Origin of the sequence: Streptomyces sp. CA-179760, from assembly GCF_050937045.1 — a bacterium.
GTDB lineage: Bacteria > Actinomycetota > Actinomycetes > Streptomycetales > Streptomycetaceae > Streptomyces.
This window is the reverse complement of sequence record NZ_JBNJLZ010000001.1, coordinates 69,720-90,229: the sequence shown is the minus strand read 5'-3', so window position 1 is coordinate 90,229 and position 20,510 is coordinate 69,720. Positions and strand designations below refer to the sequence as shown.

7 protein-coding genes are annotated in these 20,510 nt (G+C 71.6%); all 7 read left to right on the top strand.

Annotated elements, in window-relative coordinates; genetic code table 11:
- The first annotated feature begins 46 nt into the window (after nt 1-46).
- The 7 genes from ACQEV8_RS00425 to ACQEV8_RS00395 all read left to right on the top strand — a co-directional run bounded on the left by ACQEV8_RS00425 (nt 47) and on the right by ACQEV8_RS00395 (nt 20,468).
- Entirely contained in the window at nt 47-1,987 is a 1,941-nt protein-coding gene (locus tag ACQEV8_RS00425; RefSeq protein ID WP_432956319.1) for a glycoside hydrolase family 127 protein, read from the top strand.
- A complete protein-coding gene (locus ACQEV8_RS00420) occupies nt 1,936-6,153 on the top strand; it encodes an Ig-like domain-containing protein (protein WP_432956317.1) in 4,218 nt (1,405 codons plus the stop codon). Before ACQEV8_RS00425 ends, ACQEV8_RS00420 begins: the two co-directional genes overlap by 52 nt.
- A gap of 29 nt (nt 6,154-6,182) precedes the next feature.
- The gene (locus tag ACQEV8_RS00415) at nt 6,183-8,363 is read left to right on the top strand and encodes a glycoside hydrolase family 127 protein (protein ID WP_432956315.1); all 2,181 of its coding nucleotides are present in this window, start codon (nt 6,183-6,185) and stop codon (nt 8,361-8,363) included.
- 288 nt (nt 8,364-8,651) lie between these two features.
- Nucleotides 8,652-9,914, top strand: coding sequence for an MFS transporter (locus ACQEV8_RS00410; protein ID WP_432956314.1), 1,263 nt, complete (start codon nt 8,652-8,654; stop codon nt 9,912-9,914).
- Complete coding sequence (locus tag ACQEV8_RS00405) at nt 9,914-13,216, top strand: type I polyketide synthase (protein ID WP_432956313.1); 3,303 nt, start codon at nt 9,914-9,916, stop codon at nt 13,214-13,216. The genes ACQEV8_RS00410 and ACQEV8_RS00405 overlap by 1 nt, the downstream gene beginning before the upstream one ends.
- Complete coding sequence (locus tag ACQEV8_RS00400; protein WP_432956312.1) at nt 13,213-17,379, top strand: MupA/Atu3671 family FMN-dependent luciferase-like monooxygenase; 4,167 nt, start codon at nt 13,213-13,215, stop codon at nt 17,377-17,379. The genes ACQEV8_RS00405 and ACQEV8_RS00400 overlap by 4 nt, the downstream gene beginning before the upstream one ends.
- Nucleotides 17,376-20,468: an amino acid adenylation domain-containing protein gene (locus ACQEV8_RS00395; protein WP_432956311.1), complete on the top strand. Its 3,093-nt coding sequence runs from the start codon at nt 17,376-17,378 to the stop codon at nt 20,466-20,468. Before ACQEV8_RS00400 ends, ACQEV8_RS00395 begins: the two co-directional genes overlap by 4 nt.
- Nucleotides 20,469-20,510 lie beyond the last annotated feature (42 nt).

The following is a 20,510-nucleotide window of genomic DNA, read 5'->3' as shown; positions in this document are numbered from 1 at the left end:
CGGACAAGACGGACCACCGGAAGGACGTGGACGAAGGCATGGACTGGTGAGGGAGAACACGGCACGCCCGCTCGTGCTGCCGGTGGCGCCGACCCGGGGGCGGCTGCGCCCGCTCGGCCTGGACGAGGTCCGGATCACCGGCGGCTTCTGGGCCCGGCGCCGCCACACCAACGCGACCGCGACGCTCGGCCACTGCCGCGACTGGATGGAACGCGAGGGCTGGACCGGCAACTTCCGGGCCGCCGCCGAGGGGCGGATCCACCGGGACCGGCGGGGCCGGGAGTTCGCCGACTCCGAGATCTACAAGCTTCTTGAGGCCATGGCTTGGGAGGGAGCTTCGTACGACGGGGACGTCGCGGCGCTCACCGACGTCATCGTCCCCGCCCAGCACCCGGACGGCTATCTGAACACCGCCTTCGGCCGGCCCGGGCAGCAGCCCCGCTACAGCGACCTCGAATGGGGCCACGAACTCTACTGTCACGGGCATCTCGTCCAGGCGGGTGTGGCCCAGGCTCGCGCCCGGGGCGAGGGCGAGCTGACGAAGATCGCCCGCCGGGCCGCCGATCACCTCTGCGCCGCCTTCGGACCGGGCGGCAACCAGGGCGTCTGCGGGCACCCGGAGATCGAGACGGCCTTGGTGGAACTCGCCAGACTGACGGGGGAGCAGCGCTACCTCGACCAGGCCGCCCTGTTCCTCGACCGGCGCGGCCACGGCCGCCTGGCCGACATCGAGTTCGGCCCCGCCTACTTCCAGGACGACCTGCCCGTACGCCGGGCCACGGCCCTGCGCGGACACGCCGTGCGCGCCCTGTACCTCGGGGCCGGCGCGGTCGACGTGGCCGTGGAGACGGGGGACGACGCGCTGCTCGCCGCCGTGGTACGGCAGTGGGAGACGACGGTCGCCCGGCGGACCTATCTGACCGGCGGGATGGGCTCGCACCACCGCGACGAGTCCTTCGGCGACGACTTCGTGCTGCCACCGGACCGCGCCTACTCGGAGACCTGCGCCGGTGTCGCCTCCGTGATGCTCGCCTGGCGGCTGCTGCTCGCCACCGGCGAGCCGCGCTTCGCGGACCTGGCCGAGCGGACCCTGTTCAACGTGATCGCGGCCTCCCCGTCCGAGGACGGCCGGTCCTTCTTCTACGCCAACACGCTGCACCGCCGTCACCGGGGCACTCCGCCCCCGGCGGACCGCGTCAGCCCGCGCGCCGACTCGGGGCTGCGCGCTCCCTGGTTCGCGGTGTCGTGCTGCCCGACCAACGTGGCGCGCACGCTCGCCCAGCTGCCGGCGTACCTGGCCACGGCGGACGACGACGGCCTGCAACTCCATCAGTACGCCGACGCGGAACTCGCCACCTCCCTGGCCGACGGGCAGGGCCTGGCGCTGCGGGTCCGTACCGACTACCCGTCCGGCGGGACCGTGTCCGTGCGGATCAGCCGCTCCCCGGCCCGCCCCTGGACCCTGTCCCTGCGTGTCCCCGCGTGGACGGCGGGGGAGACGGCCCGGATGGTCGACCCGGACGGGAATCGCCGTACGGTCGCCCCGGGCACCGCGCAGGTCACCAGGGTCTTCCGGCCCGGCGACGAGATACGCCTCGAACTGCCCGTCACCCCGCGCTGGATCCGGTCCGACCCCCGCATCGACGCGACACGCGCCACGGTGGCCGTCCAGCGCGGGCCCCTCGTGTACTGCGCCGAATCCACCGACCTGCCGGACGGACACGACGTCGACGCGCTCCGCGTGGACCCGTCCGCCGCACCGGAGGACGGGCCGGGCGACACGGTCCTCGCGCCCGGTGAGCTCGCCGAACCGCACGACACCGCCTGGCCGTACCGGCCGGTCGACGAGGCCACCGCACCCTCGACCGGCCCCGAGGCCATCACCCTGGTCCCCTACCACTCCTGGGCGAACCGCGGGCCCTCGACCATGCGCGTGTGGCTGCCGACGACCCCGCCCTCGACGACGCCCACCGGAAGGCAGCCGTGACCGCACAGCGAAGACGACACCGCCGCGGCATCCTGGCCGGGGCGCTGGCCCTGGGCCTGCTGACTCCGCTCGCCGCCACCGGCCCGGCAGCGGCGGACAACACGGCGATCGGCTACCCGGTCTACTCCGGATCCGACCACCCCGTCCCCGCCCTCCCGGCCGGCTTCACCGTCCACCGCACCCTGCGCGCCCAGTACGAGGCCGACCGCAGGGCCGGGGACGGCACCGACTTCTGGATGGACCGCATGCTGGCCCGCAAGGGCGAGGACCCGGCGGGAGACTGGCTGTTCACCCGGGGACGAGCCGTATTCATGAAGGAACACGAACCGTCCCGGCTGGGCTTCGCAGGCAAGGTCGCCTACTGGGAGAGCATCGACAACCGGTCCGCGTACACCATCACCCTGAACGTCGACGGCGAGAACCTCACCCTGCGGGAGAACACCGGCGCCCGCACACAGACCCCCAGTTACTGGCGCAGCGAGTTCACCCACGAGGCCACCGGCCTGAAGGTGACGCAGACCAAGTTCATCACCGAGGCGAACGCCGCCGTCACGAACCTGGCCCTCACCAACACCGGCCCCGAGCGCCGTGAGGTCCGGCTGAGCGCCACATCCCCGTACACGACGACCGCCGAGGGCCGTGAGCTGACCGGCACGGTGCCCGCGAAGAACAACCTCACGACCGTCTTCCCCCGCCTCAGCGGAGACGGCTTCACCGCCGGGGACGAGTCGCTGACCCGCACGCTGACCCTGCCGGCAGGCCACACCCTCGGCACCAAGGTCCAACTCGGCTTCGTCACCGAGGAGATCACCGACTCGCGCACCGAGTACGACTCCGTGCGCACCGCTTCCCCGGCCACCGCCTTCCGCCGGCACGTCCAGACGTACAACCGCTGGTGGGCCGAGAACCTGCCCTACCTCGACGTCCCCGACGACAACATCGAGAAGACGCTCTACTACCGCTGGTGGCTGCTGCGCTACAACTACCTCGACGCCGACATCCCGGGCAGCGACTACCAGTTCCCCACCTCCATGGAGGGCGTCCTCGGCTACAACAACGCCATCGCCCTCACCGTCGGCATGTTCGTCGACGACCTCAAGTACCTGCGCGACCCGAGCTACTCGTACGGCCCGTGGGTGTCGGCCGGAGAGGTCTCGAAGAACGGCAAGTTCACCGACAACCCGGGCGACCCGGAGAACTGGTCCAACAGCTACACCCAGTACATCTCCGAGGCGGCCTGGCGCTCCTACCAGGTGCACGGCGGCCCCGACGGCATCGTGCGCAACCTCGCCCGGTACGCGGAGAAGGACGTCCGCGGCCAGCTCGAGAACTACGACGAGGACGGCAACGGGCTGATCGAGTACGACTGGGGCGCGATGACCGGCAACGACGCCGACGCGGTCTCCTTCGACTGGAAGCCCGGAAACCTGGACCGCGCCGAATCCGCCTACGTCCACAGCAACGCGACGGCGGCTGCCCGCGCCTACGACCTGCTCGGCGAGAAGGCGAAGGCCGACGAGATGCGCGGGACGGCGAACCGGGTCAAGAAGGCGGTCCTCGACCACCTCTGGGACCCGAAGGACAAACTGCTCAAGCACCGGCACGTCGCCAGCGACACCCTGGTGCCGTGGAAGGAGATCAACAACTACTACCCGTACAGCGTGGGCCTGATGCCCACGCCGGAAGAGGACCCGCAGTACCTGGAGGCGCTGCGGCTGTGGGCGGACGCGAAGCAGTACCCCGTCTTCCCGTTCTTCACGGCCAACCAGGCCGACAAGGCGGAAGCGGCGGAACAGGGCCACCCCGGGAGCAACAACTTCTCCGTCATCAACTCCACCGTCACCTTCCGCTTCCTCTCCTCGGTGCTGCGAAAGTACCCCAGCAAGTACATCGACAGCACCTGGTACAAGAAGCTGCTCTCCTGGAACGCCTGGGCCCACTACGTCGACGGGGACAACCGGTACCCCGACCAGAACGAATTCTGGTCCGACGGCAGTGCCGACCCGCAGAGGATCGGCTACCGCTCCTGGATCCACCACACCGTCCTCGGCACCACCAACTGGACCGTCATCGAGGACGCGATGGGGTTCAGGCCGCGCGACGACCGGAAGATCGAGCTGTGGCCGATCGACATCGACTGGCCGCACTTCGCGGTCACCGACATCAACTACCGGGGCACGGACGCGGCCGTCCTGTGGGACGAACCGGGCGACGGGAAGCGCCCGTACGGCAAGAAGGTCCCCGAGGGGTACTCCCTCTACCTCGACGGCAAGCTCGCCTTCACCGCGGACCGCCTCACCCACCTCGTCTACGACCCCGAGACCCGTAAGGTCACCTTCCCCGACGGCGGCGGGGCCAAGGCGAGGACCACCGGCCTGCGCACGGACATCGCCAAGGCGCAGGACGTCACCTACGGCCCGAAGGAGCGCGTCACCGACCTGTTCGCCAAGGCCGGCCGGGACCTCACGGGCACGGCCGGGAACAACCTCGCCGCCGGCGCCACCGCCCGTGCCTCCCACGAGGCCGAGGGCCGGGGCGTCGCCGGTGCCGTCGACGGCTTCACCGTCAACGAGCCCCACTGGGGCGCCCGAGGTTCCGGCAACACCGAGGACTGGTACGAGATCGACTTCGGCCGCACCCGCACGGTCGACGACGTCCGGCTGCACTTCTCCAGCGACAAGAAGCCCGGCGGGTACGCCGAACCGGCCCTCTACACCGTGCAGTACCAGGACCGGGCCGGCCAGTGGAAGGACGTGTCCCGGCCCGCCAAGTCACCGGCCTACCCGCGCGCCAACCTCAACCGGGTGCGTTTCCAGGAGGTGACCACGGCCAAGCTGCGCGTGCTCATGCGCCACCGCGACGGCCACACCAGCGGCCTGAAGGAGATCCAGGCCTTCGACACCGACGCCCGCCCGCCGGCGGCCCGCAACCGGCCTCCCTACGTCGAGGCCTGGCGGGACCCCACATACACCCGGCCGGGCCAGGTCAGGCTCACCGGCGTCACCGAGGACGACGGACTGCCGAAGAGGGAACTCTCCGCCTCCTGGAAGACGGCCGACGGCCCCGACGGCGGCACCGTCATCTTCGACGACCCCCGAGCCCCCACCACCGTCGCCCGGTTCACCAAGGCGGGCACCTACACGCTCGAACTCACGGCCACCGACGGCACGTTGACGTCGTCGAAGCGGGTCGTGGTGAAGGTGGAGGAGCTCGGCGACGGCCGGGTGAACCTGGCACCCTCCGCGACCCCCACGGCGTCCTACACCTCCGGCTGGGAGTCAGCGGCAGCGATCAACGACGGCCGCGAACCGGCCTCGTCGTCCGACGCCCCGCGCTGGGGCAGCTGGCCCCAGAAAGACACCCAGTGGATCCAGTACACCTGGGAGGACCCGGTCCGTGTGGACGGGTCCGACCTGTACTTCTTCCGCGACGCGCAGCCAGGCGCGGCCGACGGTGTGGGAGTGCCGGCCTCGTGGGTCATCGAGTACCGCGACGGCGAAACCTGGCGTGAGGTCCCCGCGCCCAGCGGCTACGGCACCGCCGAGAACCGCTACAACCGGACCACGTTCACGCCGGTCACCACCACCGCGTTGCGGGCGAAGCTCACCGGCCACCCGAATCTGGCCCTCGGCGTACAGGAGTGGAAGGTCTACGCCGAGGCTCCGGAGTCGGTACGCGAGATCCACATCCCCACTCTCCGCGGCACGATCCCCGACCTGCCCGGGCAGGTGACGCTCGTCTACCCCGACGGATCCACGGCCCGCTCCCCCGTGGCCTGGCCGGCCCTGACCGAGGACCAGGTCGCCGAGGGCGGCACCAGTGTCACGGTCACCGGCCTCGCCGACCGCACCGCCCAGCCGGTCACCGCCACCGTGTGGGTACGGCACACCGACGCGGTCGAGATCACCAGCATCGCGGAGGAACGCGTCACCACCCGCCCCGGCAGAGCCCCCGCGCTCCCCGCCACGGTGGTCGCCACGTACAACGACGGCTCCAGGGACAGCCGGACACGAGTGACCTGGGACCCGGTCGATCCGGACCAGTACGCCGGGCCCGGAACCTTCGAGGTCAGGGGAACCGTGCCGGACACCTCCCACCGCGCCACGGCCACGATCACCGTGCCACCCCCGCACGACCCGAGCGGACCTTCTCCCGCTCGCCGATGACCGACGACCGACGACGATCGGAGTGCGCCATGTCCCAGCCACCCACCCGGCGCCGCGTGCTGAGCCTGACCGCCGGCGCCGCGGCCACAGCGACCCCGCTCATCGCCTCCGGCCCGACGGCCCAGGCCGCAACCGCCGGCTTCACCGCCGAGGCCGCCGAGGTAGCGAAGACCGCGAAGACCGCCGCGCGAGCGCTGCCCGCCCAGCCGACCTGGGCGGTGCGGCCCTTCGGCCTGGATCAGGTCACGCTCGGCGGGGGCGTCTTCCGGGCCAAGCGCGACCTGATGCTCGACTACGCCCGCGCCTACCCGGCCGACCGCGTCCTGGCCGTCTTCCGCGCGAACGCCGGACTGGACACGCGCGGCGCACGACCGCCCGGCGGCTGGGAAACCGCCGACGGCAACCTGCGCGGCCACTACGGAGGCCACTTCCTCAGCCTCATCGCGCAGGCCTACGCCGACACCCGCGAGGCCGCCCTCAAGTCCAAGCTCGACCACCTGGTCACGGCCCTCGGCGAATGCCAGCAGGCCCTCGCCGAACGCGGCGACCCCAAGCCCAGCCACCCCGGTTACCTGGCGGCCTACCCGGAGACCCAGTTCATCCTCCTGGAGAGTTACACGACGTACCCCACCATCTGGGCGCCGTACTACACCTGTCACAAGATCATGCGCGGCCTCCTGGACGCGCACACCCTGGCCGGCAATCAGCAGGCGCTGACGATCGCCGCCAAGATGGGCGACTGGGTGCACAGCCGCCTGGGCCGGCTGCCGAAGGCGCAGCTGGAACGCATGTGGTCGATCTACATCGCCGGCGAGTACGGCGGCATGAACGAGGTCATGACCGACCTCTACGCCCTCACCGGCCGACCGGAACACCTCGCCGCCGCCCGCTGCTTCGACAACACCACGCTGCTCGACGCCTGCGTGGAGAACCGAGACGTCCTGGAAGGCAAGCATGCCAACCAGCACATCCCGCAGTTCACCGGCTACCTCCGCCTGTTCGACCACACAGGCGAAGAGACCTACGCCGCCGCGGCCCGCAACTTCTGGGGCATGGTCGAGGGCTCCCGCACCTACGCCCTGGGCGGCACCGGCCAGGGCGAGATGTTCCGCGCCCGGGGCGCCATCGCGGCGACCCTCGACGACAAGAACGCCGAGACCTGCGCCACGTACAACATGCTCAAGCTGAGCCGGCAGCTCTTCTTCCACGAGCCGGACCCCGCGTACATGGACTACTACGAGCGGGGTCTGACCAACCACATCCTCGCCTCCCGCCGGGACGCGCCCGGCACCGACAGTCCCGAGGTCACCTACTTCGTCGGCATGGGCCCGGGCGTCCGACGCGGATACGGCAACACCGGCACCTGCTGCGGCGGCACCGGCATGGAGAACCACACCAAGTACCAGGACTCCGTGTACTTCCGCTCCGCCGACGGCAACACCCTGTACGTCAACCTGTACCTGGCCTCCACCCTGCGCTGGCCGGAGCGCGGCCTCGTCATCGAGCAGACGAGCGACTACCCGGCCGAGGGCGTCCGCACCCTGATCTTCCGCGAGGGCGGCGGCCGACTCGCCGTCAGACTCCGCATCCCGTCCTGGGCCACGACAGGCGTCACGGTCACGGTCAACGGAACCCCGCAAGGGGGCCGCGCCGCACCCGGCACCTACCTCACTCTGAACAGAAACTGGCGCCCGGGCGACCGCGTCCGTATCTCGACGCCCTACCGCCTGCGCATCGAACGAGCCCTGGACGACCGGACCGTCCAAGCGCTCTTCTACGGCCCGCTCCTCCTGACAGCCCAGAGCCCGGAACAGCAATTCCGCACCTTCTCCTTCTACCAGGACTTCACGCTCCGCGGCGATCTGGCCGACGCGATCAAACCCGCCTCCCGTCCCCTGCACTTCACCACGCACAACCTCACCCTCGCCCCCTTCCACCTGGGCAACGACGCCCCCTACCACGCCTACTTCAAGCGCTCCGAACCCGTCATCGTGTTCGGCACGGCCGACTCGGGTGTCCCCAACCACGCCCGCCCCGACGGCGAGAGCTTCCTCGACGCCCTCTGGCAACAGGCCCCCTTTCCGGCCTCCGCCCAGTTCGTGCGTGCCGTACGCACCCTCGCGGACCGCTGGCTGTCCGAAAACCTGTTCACCCGCACTGAACGCGACCGCGTCATCACGGCCGCGAACAACGCGGACCTGAGACGCTGAACGCTCCGAAATCGCCAAATCCGGACCGGAAGTCGTCTGGACCACTGACGAACCTTGAACGCGCCTGTCCGGATCTGCTTGGGTGACGACTCAATGGCCGCCATCCGGTGGCGTATCGGGGGGAATGGTTTCTGTGCTGGGCCGGCAGCGGGGCATGAACACGCCGTACGACGGGCGACCGCACCGGCCCCTTCCGCCCGCCTGGATCCCGCACCGCCACTGACGGGCGGGCCAGGCGATCCCGGTCTCACACCATTCACACCCTTGATGCAGACCTGAGGAAGGTGCATGAGGTACTTCCGTCTGCTCGTTCTGGGCAACGGCATCTCGGCGTACGGCAGTTACCTGAACATGGTGGCGCTGAACGTCTTCGTCTACGACGCCACCGGCAGCGCGCTGGCCGCCGGCCTCTTCATGGCCGTACGTCTGGCGACCAGTGTCGTGTCGGGCTGGGTCAGCGGCCGGCTCGTCTCGGCCTGCAACCGCAAGCGCCTGATGGTCGGCGCCGACCTGTGCCAGGCCGTGGCCCTGCTGTCACTGCTGCTCACCCCCGACGGGATACGCCCCGGGCTGCTGTACGTCCTGGCCGTGGTCACGGGCGGCTGCTCGACGCTCTCCCAGGTGGCCCTGCGCAGCAGCATCCCCGAGATCGTCGGCGCGGAGCACCGCGTCCGGGCCAACGGGCTCCTCGTGACCGGACGTTCGCTCGCCATGATCGCCGGCTTCGCCTCATCGGGCGTGGTGGTGGCGCAGCTCGGCTACTCCGCGGCGTTCGCCCTGGACGCCGCGACCTTCCTGGTCTCCGCGACTGTGCTCTTCCTGCTGCCCGTCCGCACCAGGTCGGCGCCCGACGCCACGGACGCCGGCTCCTCGAAGGACTCCGGGGCCGCGCGCTGGACGGCCCGGATGCTGCTGGGAACCGCGCCGGTCCTCATGGCGATGGTCGCCATCCGAGCGGTCGACGGACTGGGCTCCTCGTCCCACAACGTCGCCCTGCCCATCTACTCCAGCGGCCTGGACCCCGACCATCCGGCCACGTTCATCAGCCAGTTCTGGGCCACCTGGGCCATCGGCAACATCGTCGCCCAGCAGGTCATCGGCCGGGTCACCAAGAAGTCCGGACGGACACCGGGGGAGCGGGCCTTCGCGCTCGGCGCCTGTGTGATGTCGGCCGGGTTCATCGTGGTCTTCAGCGGACTGCCGACCGTGCCCGCCGTCATCGCCGCGCTCGTCGCCGGAGCCGCCGACGGATTCACCGAGATCGTCTACGTGTCGAGGCTGCAGACCGCCCCCGACGAGCAGCGCGGCCGTCTCTTCGGGCTCACCGCCTCGGTGGAGAACTTCGGGTTCGGACTCGGCATGCTGGTCAGCGGCGCGCTCCTGGAGACCTTCTCGCCGCTGCAGGTGGTGGGTGCCTTCCACGGCCTCGCGATCGTCCTGTGCCTGATCCTGCTCGGCTGGCTGCTGCGCCGGGGCAGGAGAGCACCCGACCCGCCCGCGGAGGAACCGGCCGGCCGTGACCAGCCGACGGTGACGGAGGGACGCGGCTGATGAGCACCAGCGAGCCCGACCCGCGGATGGCCGTCATCGGCATGGCCTTCCGGCTGCCCGGCGCCGACACGCCCGAGGACTTCTGGCGGATCATCCGCGACGGCACCGACTGCGTCACCCGCTTCACCGACGAGGAACTCGCCGCCGCCGGTGTGCCTGCCGAGGAGTACGAGGCGGAGGACTTCGTCGGCGCCTCCGGGCTCCTCGACGACATCGCCGGCTTCGACGCCCAGCACTTCGCGATGAGCCCCCGCGAGGCCCAGCTCACCGACCCGCAGCACCGCATGTTCCTGGAATGCGCCCAGCACGCCCTGGAGAACGCCGGCTACCCGGGCGAACGGGACGGCACCCGCGTAGGCGTCTGGGCCAGCACCGGCTACCACCTCTACACGATGCGGAACTACCTGCTCAACAACGTCCTGCCCAGCGGGCCGGTACCCGACTGGACCTCGGGCATGCAGATCACGGTCGGCAACTACGCCGACTTCACCGCCACCCGGGTCGCCTACCGGCTGGACCTGACCGGACCCGCCGTCAACGTCCAGACGGGCTGCAGCAGTTCGCTGGTCGGCGTGCAGTCGGCCGCGCAGTCGCTGCTCATGGGGGACTGCGACATCGCCCTCGTCGGTGCCACCGCCGTCCACGTGCCGCAGGTCCTGGGCTACCGCTACGTCAAGGGCTCCATCCTGTCCCCGTCCGGCCGTCTGCGGGCCTTCGACGCCGGCGCCGACGGCACCGTGGGAGGCACGGGCGTCCTGGCCGTGGTCCTGAAGCGGCTGGCGCGCGCGGTAGCGGACGGCGACACCATCCACGGGGTCGTCCGCGGCTGGGGCATCAGCAACGACGGCGCCGACAAGAAGGCGTTCACCGCCCCGAGCGCACAGGGCCAGCGTGCGGCCGTCCGCCAGGCCCTGCGACGCGCCGGCGTAGGCGCCGACACCATCGGCTACCTGGAGACCCACGGCACCGGCACGCTCAAGGGCGACCCGATCGAGTTCGACGGCGCGGCCGCCGCCTACCGCGAGGACACCGACCGCGAAGGCTACTGCGCCCTGGGCTCGACCAAGGCCAACATCGGCCACCTCGACGCCGCCTCCGGACTGGCCGGCCTCGTCAAGACCCTGCTGGTCCTGCGCCATGGAGTCATCCCGCCGATGGCGAACTTCAGCGAACCCAACCCCCTCATCGACTTCGACCACAGCCCCTTCTACGTCCCCCGGGCCGCCCGGCCCTGGCCGGAGAGCGACGTACCCCGCCGCGCGGGCCTCACCTCACTGGGTGTGGGCGGCACCAACGTCCATCTGGTCCTGGAACAGGCTCCCGAGCCTGCGCCCAGGACCGGCGGCACCGCGCCGCCGGACGTGCTGCTGGTCTCGGGGAGCAGCCGCGAGGCCCTCGCGGACAACGCCCGTGCCTTCCGCGACCGGTTACGTCAGCTGCCCGCACCGCGCCTGACGGACCTCGTCACCACCGCAGCCCTCGGCCGCGCCCACGGCCGTCACCGCCTCGCGGTCCGAGGCTCCACCCCGGCAGCCCTGGCCGAGGCCCTCGACGCCTGGCTGAGCGGAACCGCCCCGGCGGCGGTCACCACGGGAGCTCCATCCGGGCAGGGCACCCCGCGCGTGGCGTTCCAGTTCACCGGGCAGGGCAGCCAATACCCCGGAATGGCCGACGCCCTCTACGCGCGTTACCCCGCGGTACGCGACGTGCTCGACACCTGCGAGCAGCACCACCGCGACCTCACCGGCGACTCCCTGCTCGACGCACTGCGCACGGCGGACCGGGCGGACGGACCGGGGGAGGGGCCGCTCGGGGGCACGGACACCGCGCAGCCCGCGCTGTTCGCCTTGCAGTGCGCCCTCGTCCGGCTGTGGCGAGACGCCGGCGTCGAACCGCACGCCGTGACCGGCCACAGCGTGGGGGAGTATGCCGCGCTGTACGCGGCCGGGGCCCTGTCCCTGGAGGACGGTCTGCGCCTCACCACCGAGCGGGGCCGGCTGATGCAGCGGCGCTGCGCACCGGGCGCCATGGTCGCGGCCCCGCTCGACCGGGCGGCCGCCCGCGCCCTGGCCGCCGAGGTTCCCGGACTCGAGGCGGCCGTGAGCAACGGAGACCGGACCCAGGTGCTCGCCGGACCCGTCGCCGCCGTCGAGCGGGCGTGCGCGCTGCTGGACGAGCGCGGCACACCGGGGCAGCGGCTGCCGGTGACCCGCGCCTTCCACACCGCCCTGATGGAACCGATGCTGGCCGAGTTCGAAAAGGTCCTCGACGACGTGGACTTCCGCCCGGTGCGCATCCCCTTCGTCAGCGCCCTGGACGGCGCGACCCACCCGCCCGGCTGGATCCCCGGCACGGACCACCTCATACGGCACACCCGCGAACCCGTCCGCTACGACGAGGCGTTGCGCGGGATCGGCACCGAGTCGCCCGGCGTACTGCTCGAGATAGGCCCGCACACCACCCTCAGCGGTCTGGCCCGCCGGGCGCTGCCCGACGTGCCGGCGCTGCCGTCCCTGCGGCGCGGCACCGGACTCGGCGCCCTCTGGGGTGCGGCGGCGGCACTGCACTGCGCCGGAGCGGACGTCGGCTGGGACACGCTCCTGGCGGGCAGCGGCGGCAGACGCATCCCACTGCCCGGATACCGATTCCAGCACAAGAACCACTGGATGGGGCACCGGTCGACGCCCCCGAGTACGAGAACAGCAGCGAGAGAGGGAACCGAAGTGGTGCAGCAAGAGGCAGCGGTCGCACGGGTACTCCAGAGCATCGTCGAGGCAACCGCCCGGCACCTCGGAGCGGATCCGTCGGCGATCGTCGGCGACGCGAACTTCTTCGACCTCGGCGCCGACTCGCTGCAGATGATCAGTGTGCTGCGGGAACTGGAGCAGGCCCATCACGTCAAGGTGACGATGAGACAGCTGCTGGAGGAGACTGGCACGCCGAGCCGGCTGGCGGAGTTCATCGTCGCCCGCATGCCGGGCGCGACGGGCGCGGGGCCGGCCGATTCCCCGGTGCTCAGGTCTGAGCCGGAGCAGCCCGTCGCTCCGGCACCGGCTCCCGAGCCCGTCGCTCCGGCACCGGCTCCCGATCCTGTCGCTCCGGCACCGGCTGCGGAGCCCGCCGCCCTCACCGGCACGGCATCCGCTCCCGAGTACGCGACCCGCGAGGAGCTGGAGGACCTCGCCCACAAGATCCAGCAGATGTCCCGGATACAGCTGCAGATGATGTCCCAGCTCTCCCAGCTGCTCGCCCTCCAGACCACTTCGGTGACGGACCGGCTCAACGGCAAGGTGGCCAAGTGACCGGGCTGAACGGCATCTCCGCGGCACTGGACCAGGACCTGGCCGCGATGACCGAACTGTCGCGGCGCATCGCCGAGCAGATGGGCGATACCCCCGCTCCAGAGGCCCCGCAGCCGCCACGGATCCACGGACCCCGCGTGACGGTCGCGAAATCCTCCGGCATGCTCCAGGACGTCTCGCCGCACACCCAGCAGGAGCACCTGACCGACCTGGTACGCCGCTACACCGCCAAGACGCCGACCTCCAAGCGGATCGCCCAGCGCTACCGCCGTGTCCTGGCCGACAGCCGCGCCGTCGTCGGCTTCCGCAGCGGCACGAAGGAGATGCTGTACCCCATCGCCGGCCGCCGGGCGAGCGGGGCACGGCTCGAGGACGTCGACGGCAACGAGTACGTCGACATCACCATGGGCTTCGGTGTCCTGCTCTTCGGCCACGAGCCCGGCTTCGTCACCGAGGCCGTGCGCGAGCACCTGTCCCGGGGCATCCAGCTCGGCCCCCGCACCATCGAGACCGGCGAGGCGGCGGAACTCCTCGCCGACCTCACCGGACTGGAGCGGGTGGCCTTCGCCAACTCCGGCACGGAGGCGAACTCGGCGGCCATCCGCCTCGCCCGCGCCGCCACCGGCCGCGACAAGATCGTCTCGTTCCTGGGCGCCTACCACGGCCACGCCGACAACGTCCTGGGCCGGTCCTCGCACAGCGGCACCGACCAGATCACCGTGCCCGTCTCCCGGGGCATCCCGCAGGCCGCCGTCTCCGATCTGCTGGTCCTCGACTACGGCAGCGAGGCCGCCCTGGAGACAATCGCCCGGAACGCCGGCGACGTCGCCGCGGTCGTCGTGGAGCCGGTACAGAGCAGGCACCCCCAGCTCCAGCCGGTCGAGTTCGTGCGCAGGCTGCGGGAGCTGACCCGCCGCCACGGCATCGTGCTGCTCTTCGACGAGATGCTGACCGGCTTCCGCCCCGCCCCGCGCGGCGCGCAGGAGCTGTACGGCGTGACCCCGGACCTCGCCACCTACGGCAAACTCCTCGGCGGCGGCTTCCCCATCGGCGCCATCGCGGGCCGCGCCGACATCATGGACGGCGTCGACGGCGGCTACTGGTCCTACGGCGACGACAGCTACCCGCCCGCCGACACCACCTTCTTCGGCGGTACGTACATCCAGCACCCGGTGTCGATGGTCGCCGCCCGCGCCGTCCTGACCCACCTCAAGGAGCACAGCCCGCACCTCCAGGAGCGCCTCAACGCGCGAACCGCCGAACTGGCCGCGACGCTGAACGACTTCTTCGAGGCCGAGGAGTACCCGCTGCGGATGAGCCACTTCGGCTCCCAGTTCCGTTTCGAGCACCGCGCCGACATGGAACTGCTCTACCACCACCTGATGCTGCGCGGCGTCCACGTCTGGGAGTGGCGCAACTTCTTCCTGTCCACCGCCCACTCGGACGGCGACATCGAGTTCATCGCAGACGCCGTACGGGACTCGCTGCGCGAACTGCGGTCGGCGGGCTTCTTCCCGGGAACGCGGCCCGTGGCGCCGAAGGCGGCCCCGCCGAAACCGGAACCGGCCACTCCCGCACCGACAGCTGCCCAAGCCGCCCCCGTGGCCTCCATGGCCTGGAACGCCGCGGCGGTCACCGCGCCTCGCACGGCACCCGCGAAGGAAGCCGTCCCGCGCACGCCCGACTTCAGTGTCTACTTCTTCGGCGACTATCCCCAGGAGATCTCGGCACCCCGCCAGGGGCAGTACGAACTCCTCATGGACGTCGCCCGGTTCGCCGACCGGAACGGATTTCACTCGCTCTGGATGCCCGAGCGGCACTTCCACTCCTTCGGCGGACTCTTCCCCAACCCGGCGGTGCTCGCCGCCGCGCTGTCCCGCGAGACCGAACGCATCCGGCTCAACGCGGGCTCCGTCGTCCTGCCCCTCCACGACCCCATCCGGGTCGCCGAGGAATGGTCGATGGTCGACAACCTCTCCGGCGGCCGGGTCGGCATCGGTGTCGCCAGTGGCTGGAGCGCCAACGACTTCGTCTTCTTCCCCGACCGTTTCGGCCGGCACAAGGAGCTGATGTACGAACAGCTGGAAGAGGTACGGACGTTCTGGCGCGGGAACGCCCTGCGCCGGGCCGGCGGGGACGGCGAGGCCGAGGTACGGCTCTTCCCCCGTCCGGTGCAGGACACCCCGCCGATGTACACCGCGGTGGTAGGCAACCCCGCCTCGTACGAACTCGCCGCCCGCCACGACCTGGGCATCGTCACCAACCTGATGACCCAGACCGTCGAACAGCTCCGGGACAACATCGCCCTCTACCGCCGCACCCGGGCCGCACACGGCCTGGACCCGGACGCCGGGCGCGTCGCCGTCCTGCTGCACACCTACCTCGCGGAGGACCACGACACCGCGCGGACCGAGGCGTACGAACCGCTGTCCCGCTACATGCGCGCGTCCCTGTCCGTGTTCAGCGGCGTCACCAACAGCCTCGGGCACAGCATCGACCTGGCCGAGCTGAGCGAGGACGACCTGGACGCCGTGTTCCGCCGCGCCTACGGCCGTTACTGCGACCAGCGCGCCCTGATCGGCACCGCGGACAGTGTGCGGCCGGTGGTGGACGCGGTGACCGCGGCCGGCGCCGACGAGATCGTCGCCCTCGTCGACTTCGGTGTCACGGAGGACGCACTGCGCGGGGCGCTGCCGCACCTGGACGTCCTGCGCCGCCGCTACCGGGAACCGGCTCCTTCCGTCTCCCGCGGCGCGCCGTTGTCGCCCGGCCAGGAACGGATCTGGTTCCTGGAGCGGCTCCTTCCCGGCCGTACCGCCTACAACGAGGTCAAGGCCATCCGCCTCGACGGCTCACTCGACGTACCCGCTCTGCACGCGGCACTGCGCGGACTCGTCACCCGTCATGAGGGGCTGCGTACCGTTTTCCGCGAGACCGGAGGGGAGCCCCAGCAAATCGTGCGGGCGTCCGCCGAGCCCGACTTCGCAGTCGTGGACGGCGCGCTCCAGGACGTCCTCGCGGCCGAGAGCGCACGCCGCTTCGACCTGGCGGACGGCCCGCTGTTCGTCACCCGGCTGGTCAGGCTCGCCGAGGCGGAGCACGTCCTCGTGCTGTCCCTGCACCACATCGTGGTCGACGCGGCCTCCGCCACCGTTCTCGCCCGTGACCTGTCCGCCCTCTACCGGGCCGAACGCGCGTCCACGCTCCCTGACCTCCCGGCCCTGACCTGGAGCTACGCCGACCACGCCCGGGAACTGGCGGCGTCCGCGAGCAGCCCCGAGGCCGAGGAGGACCTGGCCTACTGGCGCCGCGCCCTCGGTGGCGAGCTGCCCGTCCTCGCCCTGCCCACCGATCGGCCGCGCCCCGCGACGATGACCTCCAACGGCCGGGCCGTCTTCCACACCCTCGACCCGGAACTCTCCCGTCGCCTGCGCGAGCTGAGCCGCACCCGCCGCAGCACCCTGTTCATGACCCTGCTCGCCGGCTACGCGACGATGCTGCACCGGATCACCGGACAGACGGACATCGTGGTCGGCACCCCGATCTCGGACCGCCCCGAGCGGGCCGAGCACCTGCTCGGCTTCTTCGTGAACACCCTCGCGCTGCGCCTCGACCTGTCCGGAGACCCCGCGTTCTCCACGCTGCTGGAACGCGTGCGCACGGTCGCCCTCGACGCGTACGACCACGCGCGGGTGCCCTTCGAGACGGTGGTGCGCGAACTCGCCCCGACCAGGGCGGTCGACCGGACACCGGTGTTCCAGGCCTTCGCCGAGTTCCAGCGCGCCGAACCGTTCCGCTTCGAGCTGCCCGGCATCGAGGCCACCCCCTGGACGCCGGCCCGGACAAGTCCCTCACCGACCTCACCGTCTACTTCACCGACCAGCCGCACGGCATCCGCTGCCATCTGGAGTACAACACCGACCTGTTCGACCAGCACACCGTCGACCGGTTCTTCGCCACGTTCCAGGACCTGCTCACGGCCGCGGTCGACACCCCGGAGGCAGCCCTGTCCCAGCTCGCGGCCACTGCCGTCGAGCCGGCGGCCGAGGGCGACCCCGTTCCGCGGTCCTGGCAGGAGGGCCCTGCCCGCCCCTCGGCAGCCACCACCGTCCACGCCCTCTTCGCCCGGCGGACAGCCGCGCAGCCGAACAGTACGGCGGTGATCAGCGGCGACTCCCGGCTGACCTACCGCGAACTGGACGACCGCGCGGAGCAGTTGGCCTCCGCCCTGCGGGCGCGGCACACCACGGGCGTCGACGAGGCGGGGACGGTGGCCCTTTGGCTGCCGCGCTCCGCCGACCTGGTCGTCGCCATGCTCGCCGTGCTGAAGACGGGCCGCGCCTACGTCCCGCTCGACCCCTCCCTCGGCCGGGCACGCGCCGAGCAGGTCATCGCCGAGTGCGGGGCCCGGACGCTGGTGTCGACCCGCGAAGAGGCGGCGGCCCTGAAGCTGCCCGGGCACCTGACCGTCGTACCGCCCGACGCGACCGCACCGCCCCGGCAGGACGTCGCCTCCACCCCCGGCGACCGCTCCCCGTGCTGCGTCCTCTACACCTCGGGCAGCACCGGCACACCCAAGGGCGTCGTGGTGGCACACCGCGGTGTCGTCGACCTCTGCGAGTGGCAGCACCGCCGCTTCGCCTTCACCCCGGCCGACCGCAGTGCCGTCGTGTGCAGCCAGAGCTTCGACGCCTCGCTCCTGGAGATCTGGCCGGCGCTGACCGCGGGAGCGTCGGTCGTCATCGCCGACGAGGAACTGCGCAGGGATCCACGGTCCCTGGCCCGGTGGTACGCCGAGCAGGGCATCACCTTCTCGATCCTGCCCACCGCCCTCGGCGAACAAGTGCTCCGCCTGCCCCCGGCCGACCAGCCGCCCCTGCGTCACCTGCTGCTCGGCGGCGATGTGCTGCGCACCCGGCCGCTGCCCGAGGCGCCGTACGAGACGGTGAACGTGTACGGGCCCACCGAGGTCACCGTGCTGTGCACCACGCACACCGTGCCCGCGCAGGGCGAGGACCCCGCCGCCGCGATCCCGCTCGGGCGCCCGGTCGACAACGTGACGCTGAGCGTGCTCGACGCGTCCGGCACCCCGGTGCCCGTCGGCACGGTGGGGGAGTTGTACGTCGGCGGCACCGGCGTGGCCCTCGGCTATCTGCACCGGGCCGAACTCACCAAGGAGCGCTTCCTGCCGGACCCGCACGGCAGCCCTGACGCCCGCCGGTACCGCACCGGCGACCTCGTCCGCTGGAGCGGTGACGGGACGCTGGAGTTCTGCGGCCGGGCCGACGACCAGGTGAAGGTGCGGGGCTTCCGGGTCGAGCCGGAAGAGGTCTCGCGCGTGCTCAACGCCCTGGACGGAGTGCGCGAGGCGGCCGTGCTGGCCCGCCGCAACGACCGCGGCGAGGCGTACCTCGCCGCCTACGCCGTCCCCGCCGGTCCGGTCGGCACGGCGGCCGGCGACCGGCAGGCCTTCGCCGACCTCGTGGCCGGGGAACTGGCATCCCGGCTGCCGGAGTACCTGGTACCGCGTGCCTGGTGCGTCTTGCCGGCCCTTCCCCTGACAGGCAACGGCAAGCTGGACCGAGGCGCGCTGCCGGCGCCCGACCTCGTCACCACCGCCCCGGGCCCCAGGCCGGGCACCACCGTCGGCGATGCCCCGGAGGCCGGTCACCGCACGGATGTCGAACGGCGTGTACGACAGCTGTGGGCGGACGAGTTCGGCATCGATGCGGACGGCATCGCCGCCGACGTCTCGTTCTTCGACCTGGGCGGCCACTCCATCACCGCGATGCGGCTGGTCAACCAGGTCCGGGAGGAGTTCGGCACCGACTACCCGATGCTGAGTTTCTATCAGGAGCCGACACCGCGGGCCATGACGGCCCAACTGGCCCTGGAAGTCGATGAGCTGTCGACAGCCCCGGCATGTGGGTCCGGCGAGGGCGGCCCCGGCTCGGTGGAACGCCGCGCACCCGCCACCGCTCAGCAGTCCCGCTTCGCCAAGGTGCACGCCGAACACCTCCTGCCCCAGGTCTTCAACGTCGCGCTGCGGATCACCCTCTCCGGAGACCTGGACGCGGCGGCCCTGCGCACAGCGCTGACCGGCCTCGTCGAGCGGCACGAGGGACTGAGGACCCGTCTGGTGTCCAGCGGGGACGGCTGGGAGCAGCAGGTGCTCTCGCCCGGCGCGGTGGAGCTGCCGACCGAGGACCTCACCGGCATGCCCACAGGGGAGCGGCAGACGGCCCTGGACCGGGCAAGCACGGAGGTCACCGAGACACCGATCGACCCCGCCCATGACGCGCCGATGGCCGTGCGTCTCCTGCGCACTGGCGAGAGCACCTGGGTCCTGCTCCTCGTGCTGCACCACTCCGCCTGCGACGGCTGGTCCGTCAGCCTGCTGCTCAAGGAACTGGCCGCGCTCTACGGCGCCGCCGTACGGGGCGAACCCCACACCCTGCCTCCCGTGGAGTGCCAGCCCGCGGAGTACGCCCACTGGCAGCAGGGCCAGGCGGACAAGGCCGCCGACGAGCGCAAGCTGCGGTTCTGGCTGCGCGAACTCGACGGAGTGCCGTTCAGCGTCGACCTGCCCCTGGACCGGCCCCGGCCCGAGAAGGCGAGCGGCCGGGGCGGCGCCGTGACGTTCACCGTGCCGGCCGACGTGCGGACCGCTGTCGAACGTCTGGCGCGGCAGCGGGGCACGACGCCCTTCGTGGTCACGGCGGCGGCCCTGGGACGGCTGCTCGCGCGCGAATCCGGGCAGAGTGACGTAGTGTTCAACATCTCCTACGCCAACCGTGAACGCCGCGTGTTCGAATCCCTGCTGGCCTGCACGATCACCGGCTTCGCGCTGCCCGTGCGAGACGGAGCCGCCGGTTCCTTCGCAGGCCTGACGGACCGCGTCGCCCGCACGGCGGTGGAGTGCATGGACCGGGCCATGCCGGTGCGCCTGATCGCCCCGGCGCTGCGGGAACGCACGGGCGTGGCCGTGCCGGACCGGCTGGACGTCGGCTTCGCGTACCAGAGCTCCCTGGACGCCGAGATCGAACTGCCCGGGCTGACCACGGCCATCGAGGACCTCGCGCCCGCCGCGTCGCGCACGGAACTCACCTTCGGCCTCGTCCCGGCAGGGGACCGGCTCCAGGGCTTCGTCGAGTACTCGGCCGACCTCTGGGACCGCAGCACGATCGAGGGCTGGACCCGTGACTACGTCGCCCTCCTGCGCGACGAGACCGGCAGCGCGCTCGGGGAGTGACCCCGGTGGGTGTCGCCGTCCCCCGAGGCGGCGACACCGACC

Coding starts and splice junctions, on each gene's coding strand:
- ACQEV8_RS00415 (WP_432956315.1), top strand. CDS start 6,183: ATGTCCCAGCCACCCACCCGGCGCCGCGTGCTGAGCCTGACCGCCGGC.
- ACQEV8_RS00405 (WP_432956313.1), top strand. CDS start 9,914: ATGAGCACCAGCGAGCCCGACCCGCGGATGGCCGTCATCGGCATGGCC.
- ACQEV8_RS00410 (WP_432956314.1), top strand. CDS start 8,652: ATGAGGTACTTCCGTCTGCTCGTTCTGGGCAACGGCATCTCGGCGTAC.